Source organism: Actinomadura physcomitrii (assembly GCF_008923205.2).
GTDB classification, from domain to species: Bacteria; Actinomycetota; Actinomycetes; order Streptosporangiales; family Streptosporangiaceae; genus Spirillospora; species Spirillospora physcomitrii.
Window position 1 is genome coordinate 115,279 of the sequence record NZ_WBMS02000023.1, and the last position, 16,364, is coordinate 131,642.

A 16,364-nucleotide genomic window follows, 5' to 3' on the forward strand; every position below is an offset into this window, starting at 1 on the left:
ATTGACGATATTCGGCGCGGGGCCGTGCTCGCATCCCGGACGGCGCCGCAGCGACGCAGGTCGCACCGGCGCCCGCGCGCGGGTCGCGCCGGCGCGTGGGACGCCGGCGGAAATGATCACGCCCGGTGACGATCGGGCTCCCCGTACGGCCCGATCGTCACGTGCTGTTAGGCTGTGGTCATCGCGAGCGCGGACCCGCTTCGCCGGGCTCCCCGGGAAGGCTCGCCTCCGCCGCCGGATCTCCGGGGCCGAAAGCCCGTGGCCGGGCCGCTGGAACACGGCGGCGCCGGCCGATCGTTGCCCCCAGATGCCCCTGCCGGGCGAAGGAACCCGTCCCGAGCCGAGTGGAGGAGAAGCCGAGTGAGGATTCCCAAGCGCGTCAACGCCGTCCTGGACTGGATGGAGCAGCACTTTGGCGCACTTGCGGCGGTCGTCGCGCTGGTCGTCGTGGCGCTGGTCGCGACGCTCGCGCCGCCGCTCGTCGGGCTCCCCGTCGCCGGCTTCGTCATCGGGCTCGCCGCCGGCGGGTTCCTCGTGCACGTGCGGCTGAGCCGGCGGATCGCGCGGGCCCGCGCGGAGATCGACGACCTGCTCCGCGAGAACGGCGCGCTGCGGCACCGCAACACGATCCTCGCCAGCGGCGTGATCAGCCGGGGCGCGCAGGAGACGCAGGCGCTGGTCTCCATCCCGGAGGACGACGAGGACCTCGCGGAGGACGACCCGGCCCGCACCGCGGCGCTCCCCGGGCTGACCGACGAGCTGCTCGGCGGCGACCCGGCCGACACCCTCGGCGACGGCGCTGGGACCGGTGAGCCCGCGGGCGACGCCGACGACGCCGACGACGTCGAGGACACCGCCAGGAACGCCCGCAGGGCGTAGCCGCGCGCCTCCCCCGCGTCATCGGCGGCGGCCGTGGGGCGTTATATCCGCCGATCTTCGGGCAAAGGGAGTGCCGGGAGGTGCGGATGAACGCAGAGTCCGGTCCGGAGCCCGCGGGGACGGAGAACGGTGGTGACCACGTCGCCCGGGAGGACGTGGACCTCGGGGCCGTGCACAAGGCCGTCATCGCGTCCGCGATGGGCAACTGCATCGAGTGGTTCGACTTCGGGGTGTTCAGCGCCGGGGTGATGACCTCGATCATCGGCACGAAGTTCTTCCCCGAGGACAGTTCCGGCAGCGCGACGCTGCGCTCGTTCGCGCTGATCGCCGCGGCGTTCCTGGCCCGCCCGTTCGGCGGGCTGTTCTTCGGCCCGATGGGCGACAAGCTCGGCCGCAAGCGGGTGCTCGCCACGACGATCATCCTGATGTCGGGCTCCACCTTCGTGATCGGCATCCTGCCCGGCTACCACGCGATCGGGATCGCGGCGCCGCTGCTGCTGCTGGCGGTGCGGCTCGTCCAGGGGTTCTCGACGGGCGGCGAGTACGGCGGCGCCGCCACGATGATCGCCGAGTACGCGCCGACGAACCGGCGCGGCTACTTCGGCAGTTTCCTGGAGTTCGGCACGCTGACCGGCTACATCATGGGCGCCGGGCTCGTGCTGCTGGTGAACCTCGCGGTCGGCGACGACGCGATGCACTCCTGGGGCTGGCGGATCCCGTTCCTGATCGCGCTGCCGCTCGGCATGGTCGGGCTCTATGTGCGGACCCGGATCGAGGACACCCCGACGTTCCAGCGGATGGAGGAGGCGGGCAAGAAGGCGCGGTCGCCGCTGAAGGAGACGCTGGAGCACTACCGGAAGGTCATCCTGATGCTGATCGGGATCGTCTTCCTGCTGAACGTCGCGGACTACACGCTGCTCACCTTCATGCCGTCCTACCTGGTCGACTTCCTGCACATGGGCAGCGTGAAGTCGCAGCTGGTCACGATCGGGGTGGAGGCCGCGATGATGGCGGTGATCCTGCCGACCGGCCACCTGTCGGACCGGATCGGGCGCAAGCCGGTGCTGCTGATGGCGGCGGCCGGGTTCCTCGTGCTGAGCTGGCCCGCGTTCGCGCTGATGCAGACCAACAACTGGCTCGGCATCGTGCTCGGGTACGCGATCATCGGCGGGCTGCTGGTGCTGATGCTCGCGGTGATCGGCGCGACGTTCCCGGCGATGTTCCCGACGAAGGTGCGGTACGGGGCGTTCGCGATCGGCTACAACATCTCGACGTCGCTCTTCGGCGGGACGGCCGCGGTGCTCGTCGGATCGCTGATCGACGCGACGGGCAGCAACTACATCCCGGCGTACTACATCATGATCGCGGCGGCGGTGGCGCTGGTCCCGATCCTGATGATCAAGGAGACGGCGAACGTGCCGATCGAGCGGGTCGGGATGGAGGACGCCCCGGAACCCGTGGGCTCCGGGGCGCGGCGCTGACCCCCGCCGCGCGGGCGGGGTACGCTGCGCGTCAGCGGGCGAAGTGCCGGCGGGCCCAGCCCACCAGCGATCCCGCGATCACGAGCGCGGCGGTCGTCTCGAGCGCCAGCGCGGTCCAAACCATGGTCACCGGGGGCCTCCCTCCGTCTCCGGCCGGACGCGTCCGTCCCGCGTCCGACGCTCATGAGGTGCAACACCAGGATGCGGCCGGGATTTCCCTGCCCAGGCCGCCAGAGGGCGTGATCCCGGTCACGCCCCACCCCCGCTGACCTGCGGCGAAACCTGTTTTACGGTAAAAACGCTGGTCGAGGGCGTTCCGCCGGAGCCCGCGCCCGAGCGGCGCCCGGCCGTGCCGCCCGCGGCCCCGTGCCGGGCTATCGCCCGGCAGTGTGACTTCTGTGGCCCCAGGGCGAACATATAGCTCGTTGCGCCCATCTGATTACCATGGGTAGCGTCTCCGTTGGTTCATCCATGGCAGGCCCACGACGAATCGGCGGTGCGGACGTGACGGAAGAGCAGTTGAGCCTCAGTACCTCTGCGGCACGGAACCTGGCGACCACGACCAAGTCCGTCCCCCAGATGCAGGGGATCACCTCCCGGTGGCTGCTGAAGCTGCTGCCGTGGGTGGAGGCGTCCGGCGGCGCCTACCGCGTCAACCGGCGTCTCACCTACACGGTCGGCGACGGGCGGGTGACGTTCGTGACGTCCGGCGCGGACGTCCGGGTCATCCCCCGCGAGCTCGGGGAGCTGCCCCCGCTGCGCGGCTACGACGACGACCTGGCCCTGGACGCCCTCGCCGGCCGGTTCACCCAGCAGGAGTACGAGCCCGGCGACGTGATCGTGGAGGAGGGCCGGCCGATCGACCGGGTCGTGCTGGTCGTGCACGGCAAGCTCAGCCGGGTCGGGTCCGGCGAGTACGGCGCGGAGGCCGTGCACGGGACCCTCGCCGACGGCGACTTCTTCGGCGAGCAGGCGCTCGTCGGCTCGCAGGAGGGGGCGGAGCCCGCGACCTGGGAGCACACCGTCAAGGCGCTCACCGCGGTGACCGTCCTCAGCATGAGCGAGGCCGACTTCCAGGAGACGCTCGGCCAGTCGTCCTCGCTGCGCGAGCACCTCGACGCGTTCCGGGCGAGCCCCGACCGCGCGAGCAACGAGCACGGCGAGGCCGCGATCGACCTGGCGTCCGGGCACGAGGGCGAGCCCGTGCTGCCCGGCACGTTCGTCGACTACGAGGCCTCGCCCCGCGAGTACGAGCTGAGCGTCGCGCAGACGGTGCTGCGCGTCCACACCCGCGTCGCCGACCTGTACAACGAGCCGATGGACCAGGTGGAGCAGCAGCTCCGGCTGACCGTCGAGGCGCTGCGCGAGCGGCAGGAGCACGAGCTGGTCAACAACCGGGACTTCGGCCTGCTGCACAGCACCGACCTGGCGCAGCGGGTGCACACCCGGTCCGGCCCGCCCACCCCCGACGACATGGACGAGCTGCTCACCCTCGTCTGGAAGGACCCGGCGTTCTTCCTCGCCCACCCGAAGGCGATCGCGGCGTTCGGCCGCGAGTGCAGCGCCCGCGGCGTCTACCCCGACAGCGTCGACGTCGGCGGCCACAAGGTGCCGGGCTGGCGCGGCGTCCCGATCTTCCCCTGCAACAAGATCCCGGTCAGCCGGACCGCGACCAGCTCGATCCTGCTGATGCGGACCGGCGAGGCGGCGCAGGGCGTCATCGGCCTGCACCAGACCGGGCTGCCGGACGAGTACCAGCCGGGCCTGTCCGTCCGGTACATGGGCATCGACGACAAGGCGCTCATCAACTACCTGGTCAGCTGCTACTACTCGGCGGCCGTCCTGGTGCCGGACGCCCTCGGCATGCTGGAGTCCGTCGAGGTCGCGCACGGCGGTGCGGCGTAGTGCAGCCGTTCGAACTCCCCGAGTTCTACGTGCCGCATCCCGCGCGGCTGAACCCCCGGGTCGGCGAGGCCCGCGCGCACTCGCGCCGCTGGGCGCACGAGATGGGGATCCTCGGCCCTGATGAGACGGGGCCGGAGATCTGGACCGAGGACGACTACGACGCGCACGACTACGCGCTGCTCACCGCGTACACGCACCCGGACGCGCCCGGTCCCGTCCTGGACCTGGTGACCGACTGGTACGTGTGGGTGTTCTACTTCGACGACCACTTCCTCGAGCGGTACAAGCGGCCCCGCGACCTCGCGGGCGCCAAGGAGCACCTCGCGCGACTCCCCGCCTTCATGCCGGTGAAGGCGGGGAGTCCGCCGCCCCCCGAGCCGGCGAACCCGGTCGAGCGGGGGCTCGCCGACCTGTGGGAGCGGACCGTCCCGCTGATGTCGGCGGAGTGGCGGGCCCGGTTCGCCGAGAGCACCCGCGACCTGCTGCGGGAGTCGGCGTGGGAGCTGGTGAACATCGAGGAGTCCCGCGTCCCGAACCCGATCGACTACGTGCGGATGCGCCGCAAGGTCGGCGGCGCGCCCTGGTCGGCGGACCTGGTCGAGGTCGCGGCGGGCGCGGAGGTCCCGGCGCGGGTCGCGGGGACGCGCCCGCTGCGGGTGCTGAAGGACGCGTTCTCCGACGCCGTCCACCTGCGCAACGACATCTTCTCCTACCAGCGGGAGACCGAGAGCGAGGGCGAGGTCAACAACGGCGTCCTGGTGATGGAGCGGTTCTTCGGGACGGATCCGCAGCGCGCCGCCGAGATCACCAACGACCTGCTCACCTCCCGGATGCAGCAGTTCGAGCACACCGCCGTCACCGAGCTGCCGGTCCTGTTCGAGGAGCACGCGCTGGATCCGGCGGAGCGCCGCGACGTGCTGCGCTACGCGCGGGGTCTGCAGGACTGGCAGTCCGGCGGGCACGAGTGGCACCTGCGGTCCAGCCGCTACATGAACGAGGGAGCGGTGCGGCGCCGCGTCCCGCCAGGGGTGCCGGAGGTCGCCCGGCTGCTCGGGGTCGGGACGTCGGCGGTGCGGATCCGGTCGCTGACCCGCCCCCCGGTCGCCGCCGGCGGCGGGGAGTTCCGGATGCCCGAGCTCTCGCTTCCCTACGAGCCGCTGCTCAACCCCCGGATCGCCGGCCTCCGCGCGCACACGGCGGAGTGGGCGCGGAACATGGGAATGCTGGAAGGCGGCATCCCGGGCACGTGGACGCCCAAGGCGTTCGACGCCGCCGACTACGCGATGTTCGCGGCCCTCACACACCCCGACGCGCCCGGCCCCGAGCTGGAGCTCATCGCCGACTGGCACCTGTGGCGGTTCTTCTTCGACGACTTCTTCGACGCACGGTTCAAACGGCCCCGCGACCTGCCCGGCGCCAAGGCGTACACGGCCCGGCTGCTCGCCCCGCCCCCCGGGCACGCCCCGTCCGATCCGGTCGAGCGGGGGCTCGCCGACCTGCGGGCCCGCACCGGGGCCGCCATGTCCGGCGACGAGCGCGCCGGGCTCGACGAGGCGCTGCGGCAGCTCGCCGACAGCTGGCTGTGGGAGTTGGCGGGGCTCGTCCACAACCGCGTCCCCGACCCCGTCGACCACATCGAGATGCGCCGCCGGACCAGCGGCGCCGCGTTCACCGCCGCGCTGCTGCGGCACGCCCACGCGGGCGGGCTGCCGCCGGACGTCCTCGCGTCCACCCCGATGCAGGCGCTGCACGACACGTTCGCCGACGTCGCCGGGCTCCGCAACGACCTGATCTCCTACCCCAAGGAGATCGAGGGCGAGGACGGGCTCAACAACGCGGTCGTGGCCGTCGAGCGGTTCCTCGGCTGCGGGACGCAGCGCGCCGCCGACATCGTCGCCGACCTGGTCGAGGCCCGCGTCCGGCAGTTCGAGCGGACCGCCGCGGCCGAGCTGCCGGTCCTCACCGCCGAGTCCGGGCTGGACGCCGCCGCCCGCGACGGCCTCGACCGGTACGTCCGGGCGATGCGCCACTGGACGGCCGGCGACCTGCGCTGGTCCACGACGACCGGCCGGTACGCCCGGCCCGCCGGCGAGACCGCGGCCCGCGCCGGCGGCATGCGGTTCCGCGTCCCGTCCGGCCCGTCCGGGCCCGGCGCCGCGGCGGCCCGCTCACCCCGCCCGGCGTGCCCCGCGCCGGTGCGGCACTGCGAGACCCAACCAGCGATCCCCGGAGGTAGCGGCACATGACCGACCCGCAGCTGGCCCTGAGCACGCGGGCAGCGCGCAATCTCGCGACGACCACCAAGTCCGTGCCGCAGATGCAGGGCATCACCCCCCGGTGGCTGCTGTCAGTGCTGCCGTGGGTGCGGGCGGACGCCGGCACCTACCGGGTGAACCGGCGGCTCACCTACGAGCTCGGCGACGGGCGGGTCACGTTCGTCAACGACGGCGCCAACGTTCGCGTGATCCCCGGCGAGCTGGCGGAGCTGCCGCAGCTCAAAGGGCTGGACGCGATGGTGCTGGACGCGGTCGCCGGACGGTTCACGCAGGCCGAGTACGCGCCCGGCGAGACGATCGCCGCGGCGGGCGACCCGCTCGACCGCGTCCACCTGATCGCGCACGGCAAGGTCGCCGAGATCGGGACCGGCGAGTACGGCGGCGAGACGCAGGTCGCGATCCGCGACGGCGGCGACTTCTTCGGCGACGACGCCCTGCTCGGCGACGCGGGCGAGTGGCCGCACACGTTCCGCGCCCTCACCCCGGCCATCGTGCTGACCCTCTCGCCGGCCGCGATCGTCGAGATCACCGAGCGGTCGGAGACGCTGCGCGCGCGCTTGGCGGAGTACCGGGACGCTCCCAAACCGCCGCAGACCCGGCACGGCGAGGCCGCCATCGACCTGGCGTCCGGCCACGAGGGCGAAGCCGTCCTGCCCGGCACGTTCGTCGACTACGAGGCCTCGCCCCGCGAGTACGAGCTGGCCGTCACGCAGACCCTGCTGCGCGTCCACACCCGCGTCGCCGACCTCTACAGCAAGCCGATGAACCAGATCGAGCAGCAGCTCCGCCTCACCATCGAGGAGATCCGCGAGCGGCAGGAGCACGAGCTGGTCAACAACCGCGACTTCGGCCTGCTGCACAGCGCCGACCTGCGGCACCGCATCCACACCCGGTCCGGCCCGCCCACCCCCGACGACATGGACGACCTGCTCGCCCGGCGCCGCAAGACCCGCTGCTACCTCGCCCACCCGAAGGCGATCGCCGCGTTCGGCCGCGAGTGCACCCGGCGCGGCGTGTACCCCGGCACCGCCGAGGTGGACGGCGGGCGGCGCGTCCAGGCGTGGCGCGGCGTCCCGATCTACCCCTGCGACAAGATCCCGATCAGCGCCACCGGCACCACGTCGATCATCGCGATGCGGACCGGGGAGGACGACCAGGGCGTCATCGGCCTGCACCGCACCGGCATCCCCGACGAGGTGCAGCCGGGCCTGTCGGTGCGCTTCACCGGCATCGACCGCAAGGCGATCCTGTCCTACCTGGTCAGCGCCTACTACTCGGCGGCGGTGCTGGTCCCGGACGCGCTCGGCGTGCTGGAGAACGTCGAGATCGGCCGCTGACGGGAGGACGGGAGATGCCGGTGGAGACCTCCGCCCGATCCGCCGCCGAGATCCTGGCGTGGAGCCGGGACCTGGTGGAACCCGCGCTGCGCGCCGTGGTCGGAGCGATGCCCGGCTCGATGCGCGGCATCGCCGAGTTCCACTTCGGCTGGCGGGACGAGGCGGGCCGTCCGGCGGCGGGGGCGGGCGGCAAGGCCGTCCGCCCGGCGCTGACGCTGCTGGCGGCCGAGGCGGCCGGCGGGACGGCGGCAGCCGCCCTGCCGGCCGCCGTCGCGGTCGAGCTGACGCACAACTTCTCGCTGCTGCACGACGACGTCATGGACGGCGACCGCACCCGCCGGCACCGGCCCACCGCGTGGACGGTGTTCGGGGTCAGCGCCGCGATCCTCGCCGGGGACGCGCTGCTCGCCGGCGCCTACGAGGCGCTCGCGGACGCGCCGTCCCCGGACCCGGCGGGCGCGGTCCGGCTGCTCAGCCGCGCGGTCCTGGAGCTGGTGGAGGGGCAGGCCGCGGACACCGCCTTCGAGGACCGCACCGACGTCACGCTCGCCGAGTGCGTGGCGATGGCGGGCGGGAAGACCGGCGCGCTGCTCGGCGGCGCGTGCGCGCTCGGCGCCCTGTACGGGGGCGGCGCCGGGCGCGCATCCCGGTTCCGGGCGTTCGGCGAGCGGCTCGGGCTGGCGTTCCAGCTGGTCGACGACCTGCTCGGCATCTGGGGCGACCCGCAGGCCACCGGCAAGCCCGTCCACTCCGACCTGCGCAACCGCAAGAAGTCGCTGCCGGTGGTGGCGGCGCTGACGTCGGGGACGCCGGCGGGGGAGGAGCTGGCGGCGCTGTACCTGCGGCGCGGGGCGCTCGCGGGCGACGAACCGGCCCGCGCCGCCGCGCTGATCGAGGCGGCCGGCGGGCGCGCGTGGGCGGCGGCGGAGGCGGACGCGCTTGTCGCGCGCGCCCTCACCGAGCTGGACGCCGCGGACCCCGTCCCGGCGGCCGCCGCGGAGTTGCGGTCGGTGGCGCACCTGCTCACCCACCGCGACCACTAGACCCGCCCGGTGCGGGGCCCCGGTGCCCGCCCCCGGCGGGCACCGGGCCGCCGGACAGACGCTGTCAACCCCGGGAAAACACGGCGTCGCCGTCGTTATAGTGCGGGTGTGCCGGACCTCCAGCCCCTCGAACCCACCGACCCGCCGCGCCTCGGCGGCTACCGGATCACGGGGCGGATCGGGGAGGGCGGGCAGGGCGTCGTCTACGCCGCCGTCCCCGACAGCGGCGGCGACCGCGTCGCGATCAAGCTGTTCCACGCGCAGCTGACGGGCGATCCGGGCGCGCTGGACACCTTCGCCCGCGAGCTGGAGGCCGCCAAGCAGGTCGCGCGGTTCTGCACGGCCCAGGTGCTGGACTCCGGGGCGTTCGGCAACCGCCGCTTCATCGTCAGCGAGTACGTCGACGGGCCGGCGTTGAGCAGCGTCGTCCGCACGGGCGGGCCGCGGTCGGGCAGCGCGCTGGACCGGCTCGCGATCGCGACGGCGACGGCGCTGGTCGCGCTGCACGACGCCGGGGTGGTCCACCGCGACTTCAAGCCGCACAACGTGCTGCTCGCCGCGGACGGCCCGCGCGTCATCGACTTCGGCATCTCGCGGGCGCTGTCCGGTGCGCAGACCGTGGTGAGCCGCGCCGTCGGCACCCCCGCGTACATGGCGCCCGAGCAGCTGCAGCCGGGTGAGCTCGGGCCGGCGGTGGACGTGTTCGCGTGGGCGTCGACGATGGTGTTCGCCGCGACGGGCCGTCCGCCGTTCGGCAACGAGTCGATCCCGGTCGTGCTGAACCGGATCGCCTATGAGCCGCCGCGGCTCGACGGCGTGGAGGAGCCGCTGCGGGGGCTGCTCGCCGAGTGCCTCAACAAGGACCCGGCGCTGCGTCCGACGGCGCAGGACGTGCTGGACCGGCTCGTCCGCCGCTCGCAGCAGACGGCGCCCACCGGCGTTCAGACCCCCGTGCCCCCGCCGCCCGCGCCCGTGCCCGCCGCGTCCGAGGCTGTGCCGGCCGGTTTGCCGGCGGCGGACGCGTCGACCGTGCCGAACGCGCGGCGCCGGATACGGCGGCGGGCGGGCGTGCTGGCGGGGGCCGGCGCCGCGGTCGTCGCGGGCGCCGCCGTGTTCGGGATCGTGCAGATGGCGGACGGCGACACCGGCTCCGGCAGCCCGCCCGCGACGCCGCTTGGGACGGCGGGCACCGCCGCCGGCCAGGCGCCGGCCGGGGAGGCCGGACGCGCGGACGCCCCCGGCGGCGCGAGCGGCCCGAGCGCGAGCCGGGGCCCCGGTGCGAGCCCGGGCCCGAGCACGCCGGCGTCGCGTCCGGCGCCGTCGAAGAAGCCGTCCGGCGGGCCGTCGTCCGAACCCTCGTACCGGCGGGTCGACCTCGGGCCCGGCCATTTCTCGGCGTACTGCGCGAAGCTCGGCTGGGAGTGGGAGGAGTACCGGGACACCCCGCAGCCGGGCGCGTACTGCGTGGCGCACGAGCGTGCGGCGCAGCTGATGTCGAAGGCGCAGCTCGACGCGGGGTGCCGCTGGCGGTTCGACGACCCCCGCGCCCGGCATTACTTCAAGGGCAAGTCGAACTACTGCTACACCATGAAGCCCGTCACCTAGCGGCGGGTCAGCGGCGGACGCGGGCGGTGCGGCCCAGGCCCGCGATCAGGACGGCGCCGACGATCAGGTGCATCGCCGTCAGCGCGAGGTACGTGCCCGGGCCCTCGGAGTCGAGCGGGCCGGTCATCGACAGGCCGAGGACGATCCCGGCGGTGATCCCCCAGGTGCGGCCGGGGCGCTTCGCGCGGCGTTCCAGGACGGCCAGCAGGCCCCAGCCGGCCAGCCCGATGAGCAGCGTGGACACGATCACGGCGGCGGGGCCGACGTGCTGGCCGCGGGCGTGCATGCCGGCGCCGCCGATCGGGTCGGCGGCGACCCAGACGAGCAGCGCGGCGCCGGCCGCGGCGGCGACGGTGAGGGCGCGCCGGGCGGCGGCGCCCGCGGTGGCGGGACGGGTTCCGGTCATCTCGTTCATGCCGGTTACGATCGCCGCCGGGAGGGGCGCGGCACATCGGGCGGGCGGCTGCGGCGGTTCCGTCCCCGGGCCGGGGCACCCCCTACTTCGGTAGGTGTCGCTGGTGTGCGGGCCGCCTTACCCTGGGCCCGTGAACAGCGAGGACGTCTGCGAAGTGGAGCGGCGCAGCCCGCGGCTCGCCGCCGGCGCGGCCGTGGTCATCGCGGTCGTCGGGGCGCTCGGCGCGGTGACGCTCTGGGGCCGCCCCGCGGGGGATCCGATGCCGCTCGGGCTCGACATCGCGGTCGGGGTGCTGGCCTGCGCGCTGTCGCCGTCCGTCGTGTGGCGCCCGGTGCCCGGCGCGCTCGCGCTGACCGCGCTGGCCGCGCTGTCCCCGGCGGCGACGCCGGCCGCGACCTTCGGTGCGTTGCACGTGGCGCAACGGCGCCGGTTCCCGGTCGCCGTCGGGGTCGGCGCCGCCGGGATCGCGGCGCACGCGGCGCGCGCGCTCTGGCAGCCCATGGCCGGCATCACCTACGCCTGGTGGCTGCTGCTGGTCGCCCTCGCGTACGGGGCTCTGGTCGGGTGGGGCGCGCTCACGCAGGCGCGCCGGGCGCTGCTGGACTCGCTGCGCGAGCGGGCCCGCCGCGCCGAGGCCGAGCAGGGTCGGCGCGTCGCCGAGGCCCGGATGCTGGAGCGCACCCGCATCGCCCGCGAGATGCACGACGTCCTCGCGCACCGGCTGTCGCTGCTCGCCACCTACGCGGGCGCCCTGGAGTACCGTCCGGACGCGCCGCCGGAAAAGCTCGCGCAGGCCGCCGGGGTGGTCCGCGCCGGGGTGCACCAGGCCCTCGACGAGCTGCGCGAGGTGATCAACGTGCTGCGGGACGAGGACGCGGGCGACGACGACCGGCCCCAGCCCGTCCTCACCGACCTGCCGGCGCTGGTGGCCGAGTCCCGCGACGCGGGCGGCAGCGTGCAGCTGCGCGACGACGTCGTCGAGCCCGCCGCGCTGCCCGCCGCCGCCGGGCGCACCGCGTACCGGGTCGTCCAGGAGGGGCTGACGAACGCCCGCAAGCACGCGGCGGGCCGCCCGGTCCGGGTGACGGTCGAGGGCCGTCCCGGCACCCGGCTGGTGATCGACATCCGGAACCCGCTGCCGCCGGACGGCACCGCCCCGCTCGCCCCCGGCGCCGGGACGGGCCTGGTCGGGTTGACCGAGCGGGTGAGCCTCGCGGGCGGGCGGCTGGACCACGAGGTCGCCGCCGGGGAGTTCCGGCTCCGTGCCTGGCTACCATGGCCGGCGTGACCCGCCCCCTGCGCGTGCTGATCGTGGACGACGACGCCCTGGTCCGGGCGGGGCTGTCGATGATGCTGGACGGCGTGCACGGGATCTCGGTCGTCGGGGAGGCGGCGGACGGCGCGGAGGTGCCGGAGGCCGCCGACCGGTACGCGCCCGACGTCGTCCTGATGGACCTGCGGATGCCCCGCGTCGACGGGATCGCCGCGACCCGCGGCCTGCGCCGCCGCGACCCCGCGCCCGAGGTGATCGTCCTGACCACGTTCGACACCGACGAGAACATCCTGCACGCGCTGCGCGCGGGCGCGAGCGGGTTCCTGCTGAAGGACACCCCGCCCGCGCAGATCGTCGAGGCGGTCCGGCAGGTGGCGTCCGGCGACCCGATCCTGTCGCCGCGGATCACCCGCCGGCTGATGGACCGCGCCGCCGTCCAGGCGGGCGCCTACGAGCGCGCCCGCGCCGCGCTCGGACGGCTCAGCCCCCGCGAGAACGACGTGGTCGTCGCGATCGCGGAGGGCCGCTCCAACGCCGAGATCGGCGCCGCGCTGTTCATGAGCGTGGCGACCGTCAAGGCGCACGTGTCGAGCATCCTGACCAAGCTGGACCTGGACAACCGCACGCAGATCGCGCTGCTCGCCCACGACGCCGGCCTCGCCTGAGAAATGACTCGATAGTATGTTCGAGTCGTGCATGTCCCATTCCTGTGCCCGCGCGGCCACCGCCTCGTCCCCGGCCGCGTCATCGTCGGCTGGTCGCCCTGCGTCTGCCCGCCCTGCGGCGGACGCGCCCGCGGCCTGCGCGGCCACCGCACCTACCTGTGCCTCGACTGCAAGGACGAGCACGTCACGACCAAGTGCTACCTCCCGCACCACGTCCCCGCCCAGGGCACCGCCTACCGCTGGCCGTGACCCCGCGGGCTAGGCTGGCGATCATGACGGAGCGGTGGGCACTGGGCGGCGACCTGGACGTCGCGCGGATCGGGTACGGCGCGATGCGGCTGTCGGGCTGGCCGGGCGGCCCCCGCCCCGACCGCTACACGGCCCTCGCCGTGCTGAACCGCGCCGTGGAACTCGGCGTGAACCACATCGACACCTCGAACTACTACTCCCACGACGGGGTGTCGGCCAACGAGCTGATCCGCGAGGCGCTGCACCCCTACCCGGACGACCTGGTGATCGTCACCAAGGTCGGCGCGCTGGTCGAGGGCCCCGACATCCACCGTCCCGCCGAGGAGCACACCGGCCTCACCCCGGACGGCCTGCGCCGCGCCGTCGAGGCGAACCTCCGCACCCTCGGCCTGGACCGCCTCGACGTCGTGAACCTGCGGATGGGCGTCCTCGGCCCCTCCGACGAGTCCCTCGCCGCGCCCCTCGAGACCCTCTGCGCGCTGCGCGACGAGGGCCTGATCCGGCACCTCGGCGTCTCCAACGTCACCGCCGCGCAGGTCGCCGAGGCCCGCCGCACCGCGCCGATCGCCTGCGTCCAGAACCAGTACAACGTCGCCCAGCGCGACGACGACCCGGTCGTGGACGCGTGCGCCGAAGCGGGCATCGCCTACGTCCCGTTCTTCCCGGTCGGCGGCTACCAGCCGCTCACCGCCGATCACCTGAACGCCGTCGCCGCCCGCCACGGCGCGACCGTCCCGCAGGTCGCCCTCGCCTGGCTGCTGGCCCGCTCGCCGAACATCCTTCTCATCCCCGGCACCGGCTCCCCGGCGCACCTGGAGGAGAACATCGCCGCCGCCGGCCTCCACCTCACCCCCGAAGACCTCGCCGAACTCGGCTGACCCGCCCGGCGGGAACCCGGAAGCGGCCTCGAAGGGATAACCGGTGTAGGCGCACCGCGATCTCTGGGAGGCCCCGATGACAGAGCCGTCGACACCGCCGGCCGCGCGGTGATCGGCATCCGGGCGCGGCCGGACCGGCCGGCCGCGGCGGCGCAGGGCGACGCCGAGCCGATCCGCAGGTCCCTCGCGGAACCGGACGCGTTCACCGCGCTGCACGACCGGCACGCGCCCGCGATCCACCGGTACGTCGCGCGCCGTCTCGGCCCCGACGCCGCCGACGACCTGATGGCCGAGACGTTCCTGATCGCCTTCCGCAAGCGGCGGCGCTACGACCTCGCCCGCGCCGACGCACGGCCCTGGCTGTACGGGATCGCGACCCGGCTCGTCGCCCGGCACCGCAAGGCCGAGACGGCCCGCTACCTGCTGCTGGAGCGGCTCGGCGGCGAGACCGCGGCCGAACCCGTCGACAGCGAGGCGCGGGTGAGCGCCCAGGCGCTGCGGGGTCCGCTCGCCCGGGCGCTCGCCGACCTGCCCGAGATCTACCGGGAGCCGCTGCTCCTGGTGGCCTGGGCCGACCTGACTTACGAGGAGGTGGCCGCCGCCCTCGACGTCCCCGTGGGCACCGTCCGGTCCCGCCTGTCGCGGGGCCGCGCCCGGCTCCGCACGGCGCTCGGCGGCGCCGACCCCACCGAGGAGGACATCGATGGATGAGATCGCGCTGCTGCGCGAGGCCGCGCCCGACGTCGCGCCGCCCACGGACGCCGCACTGCGCGCCGGACGCGACCGGCTCACCGCCGCCGCGCGTCCCGCCCGCCGGTGGGCGCCGCGCGTCCCGAGACCGGCGGCCCTGGGGCTGCTCGCCGGAGCCGCCGCGGTGGCCGCCGCCGTCGCGATCACGATGGCGCAGGTCGTGGCGCCGGAGGGCCACGGGTCGGCGACGGCCGCCGCCGCCGAGGTGCTGCGCGACGCCGCGGCGACCGCCCGCAACGGCCCCCCGGTCAAGCCGGGCGTCTACAGCTACATCAGGGAGCTGGTCGTCTTCTCCGGCGAGCCGGAGAGGCAGTGCCAGGAGACCTGGCTCCGGCGGGACGGCTCAATGGCGGCCGTAGGAGCCTCCTCTGAGCAGGCCGGCGGCCGCTGCGAAATCCACGACCCGGGGCACCGTCCTCCGACCCTCCGAGGCGACGACAGCGACCGGCACCCGGACACCGACGTCAGCACCCTGCCGACGGCCCCGTCCGCGCTCCGCGAGCGGCTGTACTCCGACGCCGCCCACGGCAGGGGCCAGAACCCGGACGACAAGGGACCGCGCGACCAGCTCGTCTTCACCCGCATCGGCCGCCTGCTGCGCATGCCGCTCCCGCCCGAGCTGCGGGCCGCGCTGTTCCAGACGCTCGCGACCGTCCCCGGCGTCGACGTCGTCCGCGACGAGAAGGACGCGTTCGGACGGCAGGGGATCGCGCTGGCCCGGTCCTTCGGCGACCAGGGGAACACGGCCCGCGTGGAGATCATCCTCGCCCCCGGCACGTACCGCTACCTCGGCATGAAGACGGTGCAGGACATGGGGGCGCCGGCCCCCTTGACCCGCCTCTCGGCCCTGCTGACCACCGCCGCCGTCACGAGGCCTCTCCAACGCCCGTGAGATCCCTGCCCGGCCGGGGTCACGCGTCCCGGGGGAGCGGCGGCAGCGGGAGCGGGAGGCCCGGCAGGCCGTCGATGCTGGTCGCGACGTGCTCCTTCTTGTGGAAGTAGGCGTCCAGCGACTCGTCGGTCTCCCGCGCGAACCGCGACCCGTGCAGCGGGCGGTCCCCCTCGAAGCTCATGAACGGCACCGCGTACCCGCAGGTGTCGCGGATCTTCTCGGCCCGCACCACGATGATCGCGCGCAGCCCGTGCCGGGTCGCGTCGATGTCCGGGAAGTGCCGCATCAGCCCGTCCCAGCGCGGATCGTCCCGGAACACCGGCTCGCCGCGCCCGTGCACCCGCACGATGTTCGGCGGACCGTCGAACGCGCACCACATCAGCGTGATCCGGCCGTTCTCCCGCAGGTGGGCGATCGTCTCGGCGTTGCTGCCCGCGAAGTCGAGGTAGGCGACGGTCAGCTCGTCGAGCACCGCGAACGACCCGCTCAGGCCCTTCGGCGAAAGGTTGACGGTGCCGTCCCCGTCCAGCGGCGCCGTCGCGGTGAAGAAGATGTGCTGCGCCTCGATGAACGCCCGCAGCCGACCCTCAATACGCTCGTAACTCTTCCCCATCCCCCGAGTATGACCCTTCGTTGACTTGTGGCGTGGGGGGGGGGGGGGGGCCCCCCCCCCCCCCCCACCCCCCCACCCCAAAGCACGGGGGGGGGCGGGGGGG

Annotated in this window: 15 protein-coding genes; 13 read left to right on the forward strand and 2 right to left on the reverse strand. The window is 74.4% G+C overall.

Translation table 11 applies throughout. The features are described from left to right. Positions 1–360: 360 nt before the first annotated feature. From F8568_RS27195 to F8568_RS48650, 7 genes are all read left to right on the forward strand, one after another. Positions 361–879 (forward strand): hypothetical protein, encoded by a 519-nt coding sequence (locus F8568_RS27195; protein ID WP_151596535.1) that lies wholly within the window; start codon positions 361–363, stop codon positions 877–879. A gap of 86 nt (positions 880–965) precedes the next feature. After that, on the forward strand, positions 966–2,360 hold the full coding sequence (locus tag F8568_RS27200) for an MFS transporter (RefSeq protein ID WP_202125381.1): 1,395 nt from the start codon (positions 966–968) through the stop codon (positions 2,358–2,360). A 471-nt stretch (positions 2,361–2,831) separates the two neighbouring features. Then, positions 2,832–4,265 (forward strand): family 2B encapsulin nanocompartment shell protein, encoded by a 1,434-nt coding sequence (locus F8568_RS27205; RefSeq protein WP_151596536.1) that lies wholly within the window; start codon positions 2,832–2,834, stop codon positions 4,263–4,265. Beyond that, complete coding sequence (locus F8568_RS27210; RefSeq protein WP_202125382.1) at positions 4,265–6,511, forward strand: terpene synthase family protein; 2,247 nt, start codon at positions 4,265–4,267, stop codon at positions 6,509–6,511. Before F8568_RS27205 ends, F8568_RS27210 begins: the two co-directional genes overlap by 1 nt. After that, positions 6,508–7,878 (forward strand): family 2B encapsulin nanocompartment shell protein, encoded by a 1,371-nt coding sequence (locus F8568_RS27215; RefSeq protein ID WP_151596537.1) that lies wholly within the window; start codon positions 6,508–6,510, stop codon positions 7,876–7,878. The genes F8568_RS27210 and F8568_RS27215 overlap by 4 nt, the downstream gene beginning before the upstream one ends. 14 nt (positions 7,879–7,892) lie before the next feature. After that, positions 7,893–8,921 (forward strand): family 2 encapsulin nanocompartment cargo protein polyprenyl transferase, encoded by a 1,029-nt coding sequence (locus tag F8568_RS27220; protein WP_151596538.1) that lies wholly within the window; start codon positions 7,893–7,895, stop codon positions 8,919–8,921. A gap of 108 nt (positions 8,922–9,029) precedes the next feature. After that, a complete protein-coding gene (locus F8568_RS48650) occupies positions 9,030–10,526 on the forward strand; it encodes a serine/threonine-protein kinase (RefSeq protein WP_328601037.1) in 1,497 nt (498 codons plus the stop codon). A 7-nt stretch (positions 10,527–10,533) separates the two neighbouring features. Here the strand turns inward: F8568_RS48650 and F8568_RS27230 are convergent, their stop codons facing one another. Next, a complete protein-coding gene (locus F8568_RS27230; protein WP_151596539.1) occupies positions 10,534–10,941 on the reverse strand; it encodes a DUF6069 family protein in 408 nt (135 codons plus the stop codon). A gap of 130 nt (positions 10,942–11,071) precedes the next feature. Between F8568_RS27230 and F8568_RS50625 the strand changes: the two genes are divergently transcribed. The 6 genes from F8568_RS50625 to F8568_RS27260 all read left to right on the forward strand — a co-directional run bounded on the left by F8568_RS50625 (position 11,072) and on the right by F8568_RS27260 (position 15,648). Beyond that, the gene (locus tag F8568_RS50625; protein ID WP_328601038.1) at positions 11,072–12,229 is read left to right on the forward strand and encodes a sensor histidine kinase; all 1,158 of its coding nucleotides are present in this window, start codon (positions 11,072–11,074) and stop codon (positions 12,227–12,229) included. Beyond that, the gene (locus F8568_RS27240) at positions 12,217–12,879 is read left to right on the forward strand and encodes a response regulator transcription factor (RefSeq protein WP_151596540.1); all 663 of its coding nucleotides are present in this window, start codon (positions 12,217–12,219) and stop codon (positions 12,877–12,879) included. The genes F8568_RS50625 and F8568_RS27240 overlap by 13 nt, the downstream gene beginning before the upstream one ends. A gap of 27 nt (positions 12,880–12,906) precedes the next feature. Continuing rightward, the gene (locus F8568_RS27245; RefSeq protein WP_151596541.1) at positions 12,907–13,128 is read left to right on the forward strand and encodes a hypothetical protein; all 222 of its coding nucleotides are present in this window, start codon (positions 12,907–12,909) and stop codon (positions 13,126–13,128) included. Between the two features lie 23 nt (positions 13,129–13,151). Next, positions 13,152–14,006 (forward strand): oxidoreductase, encoded by an 855-nt coding sequence (locus tag F8568_RS27250; protein ID WP_151596542.1) that lies wholly within the window; start codon positions 13,152–13,154, stop codon positions 14,004–14,006. 108 nt (positions 14,007–14,114) lie between these two features. Continuing rightward, on the forward strand, positions 14,115–14,717 hold the full coding sequence (locus tag F8568_RS27255) for an RNA polymerase sigma factor (protein ID WP_328601039.1): 603 nt from the start codon (positions 14,115–14,117) through the stop codon (positions 14,715–14,717). After that, entirely contained in the window at positions 14,710–15,648 is a 939-nt protein-coding gene (locus F8568_RS27260; RefSeq protein WP_151596543.1) for a CU044_5270 family protein, read from the forward strand. Before F8568_RS27255 ends, F8568_RS27260 begins: the two co-directional genes overlap by 8 nt. A 19-nt stretch (positions 15,649–15,667) precedes the next feature. On the opposite strand, the gene F8568_RS27265 is transcribed toward F8568_RS27260, so the two are convergent. Beyond that, positions 15,668–16,261 carry a pyridoxamine 5'-phosphate oxidase family protein gene (locus F8568_RS27265; RefSeq protein ID WP_151596544.1) on the reverse strand — a complete coding sequence of 198 codons (594 nt, stop codon included), beginning with the start codon at positions 16,259–16,261 and terminating at the stop codon, positions 15,668–15,670. Positions 16,262–16,364 lie beyond the last annotated feature (103 nt).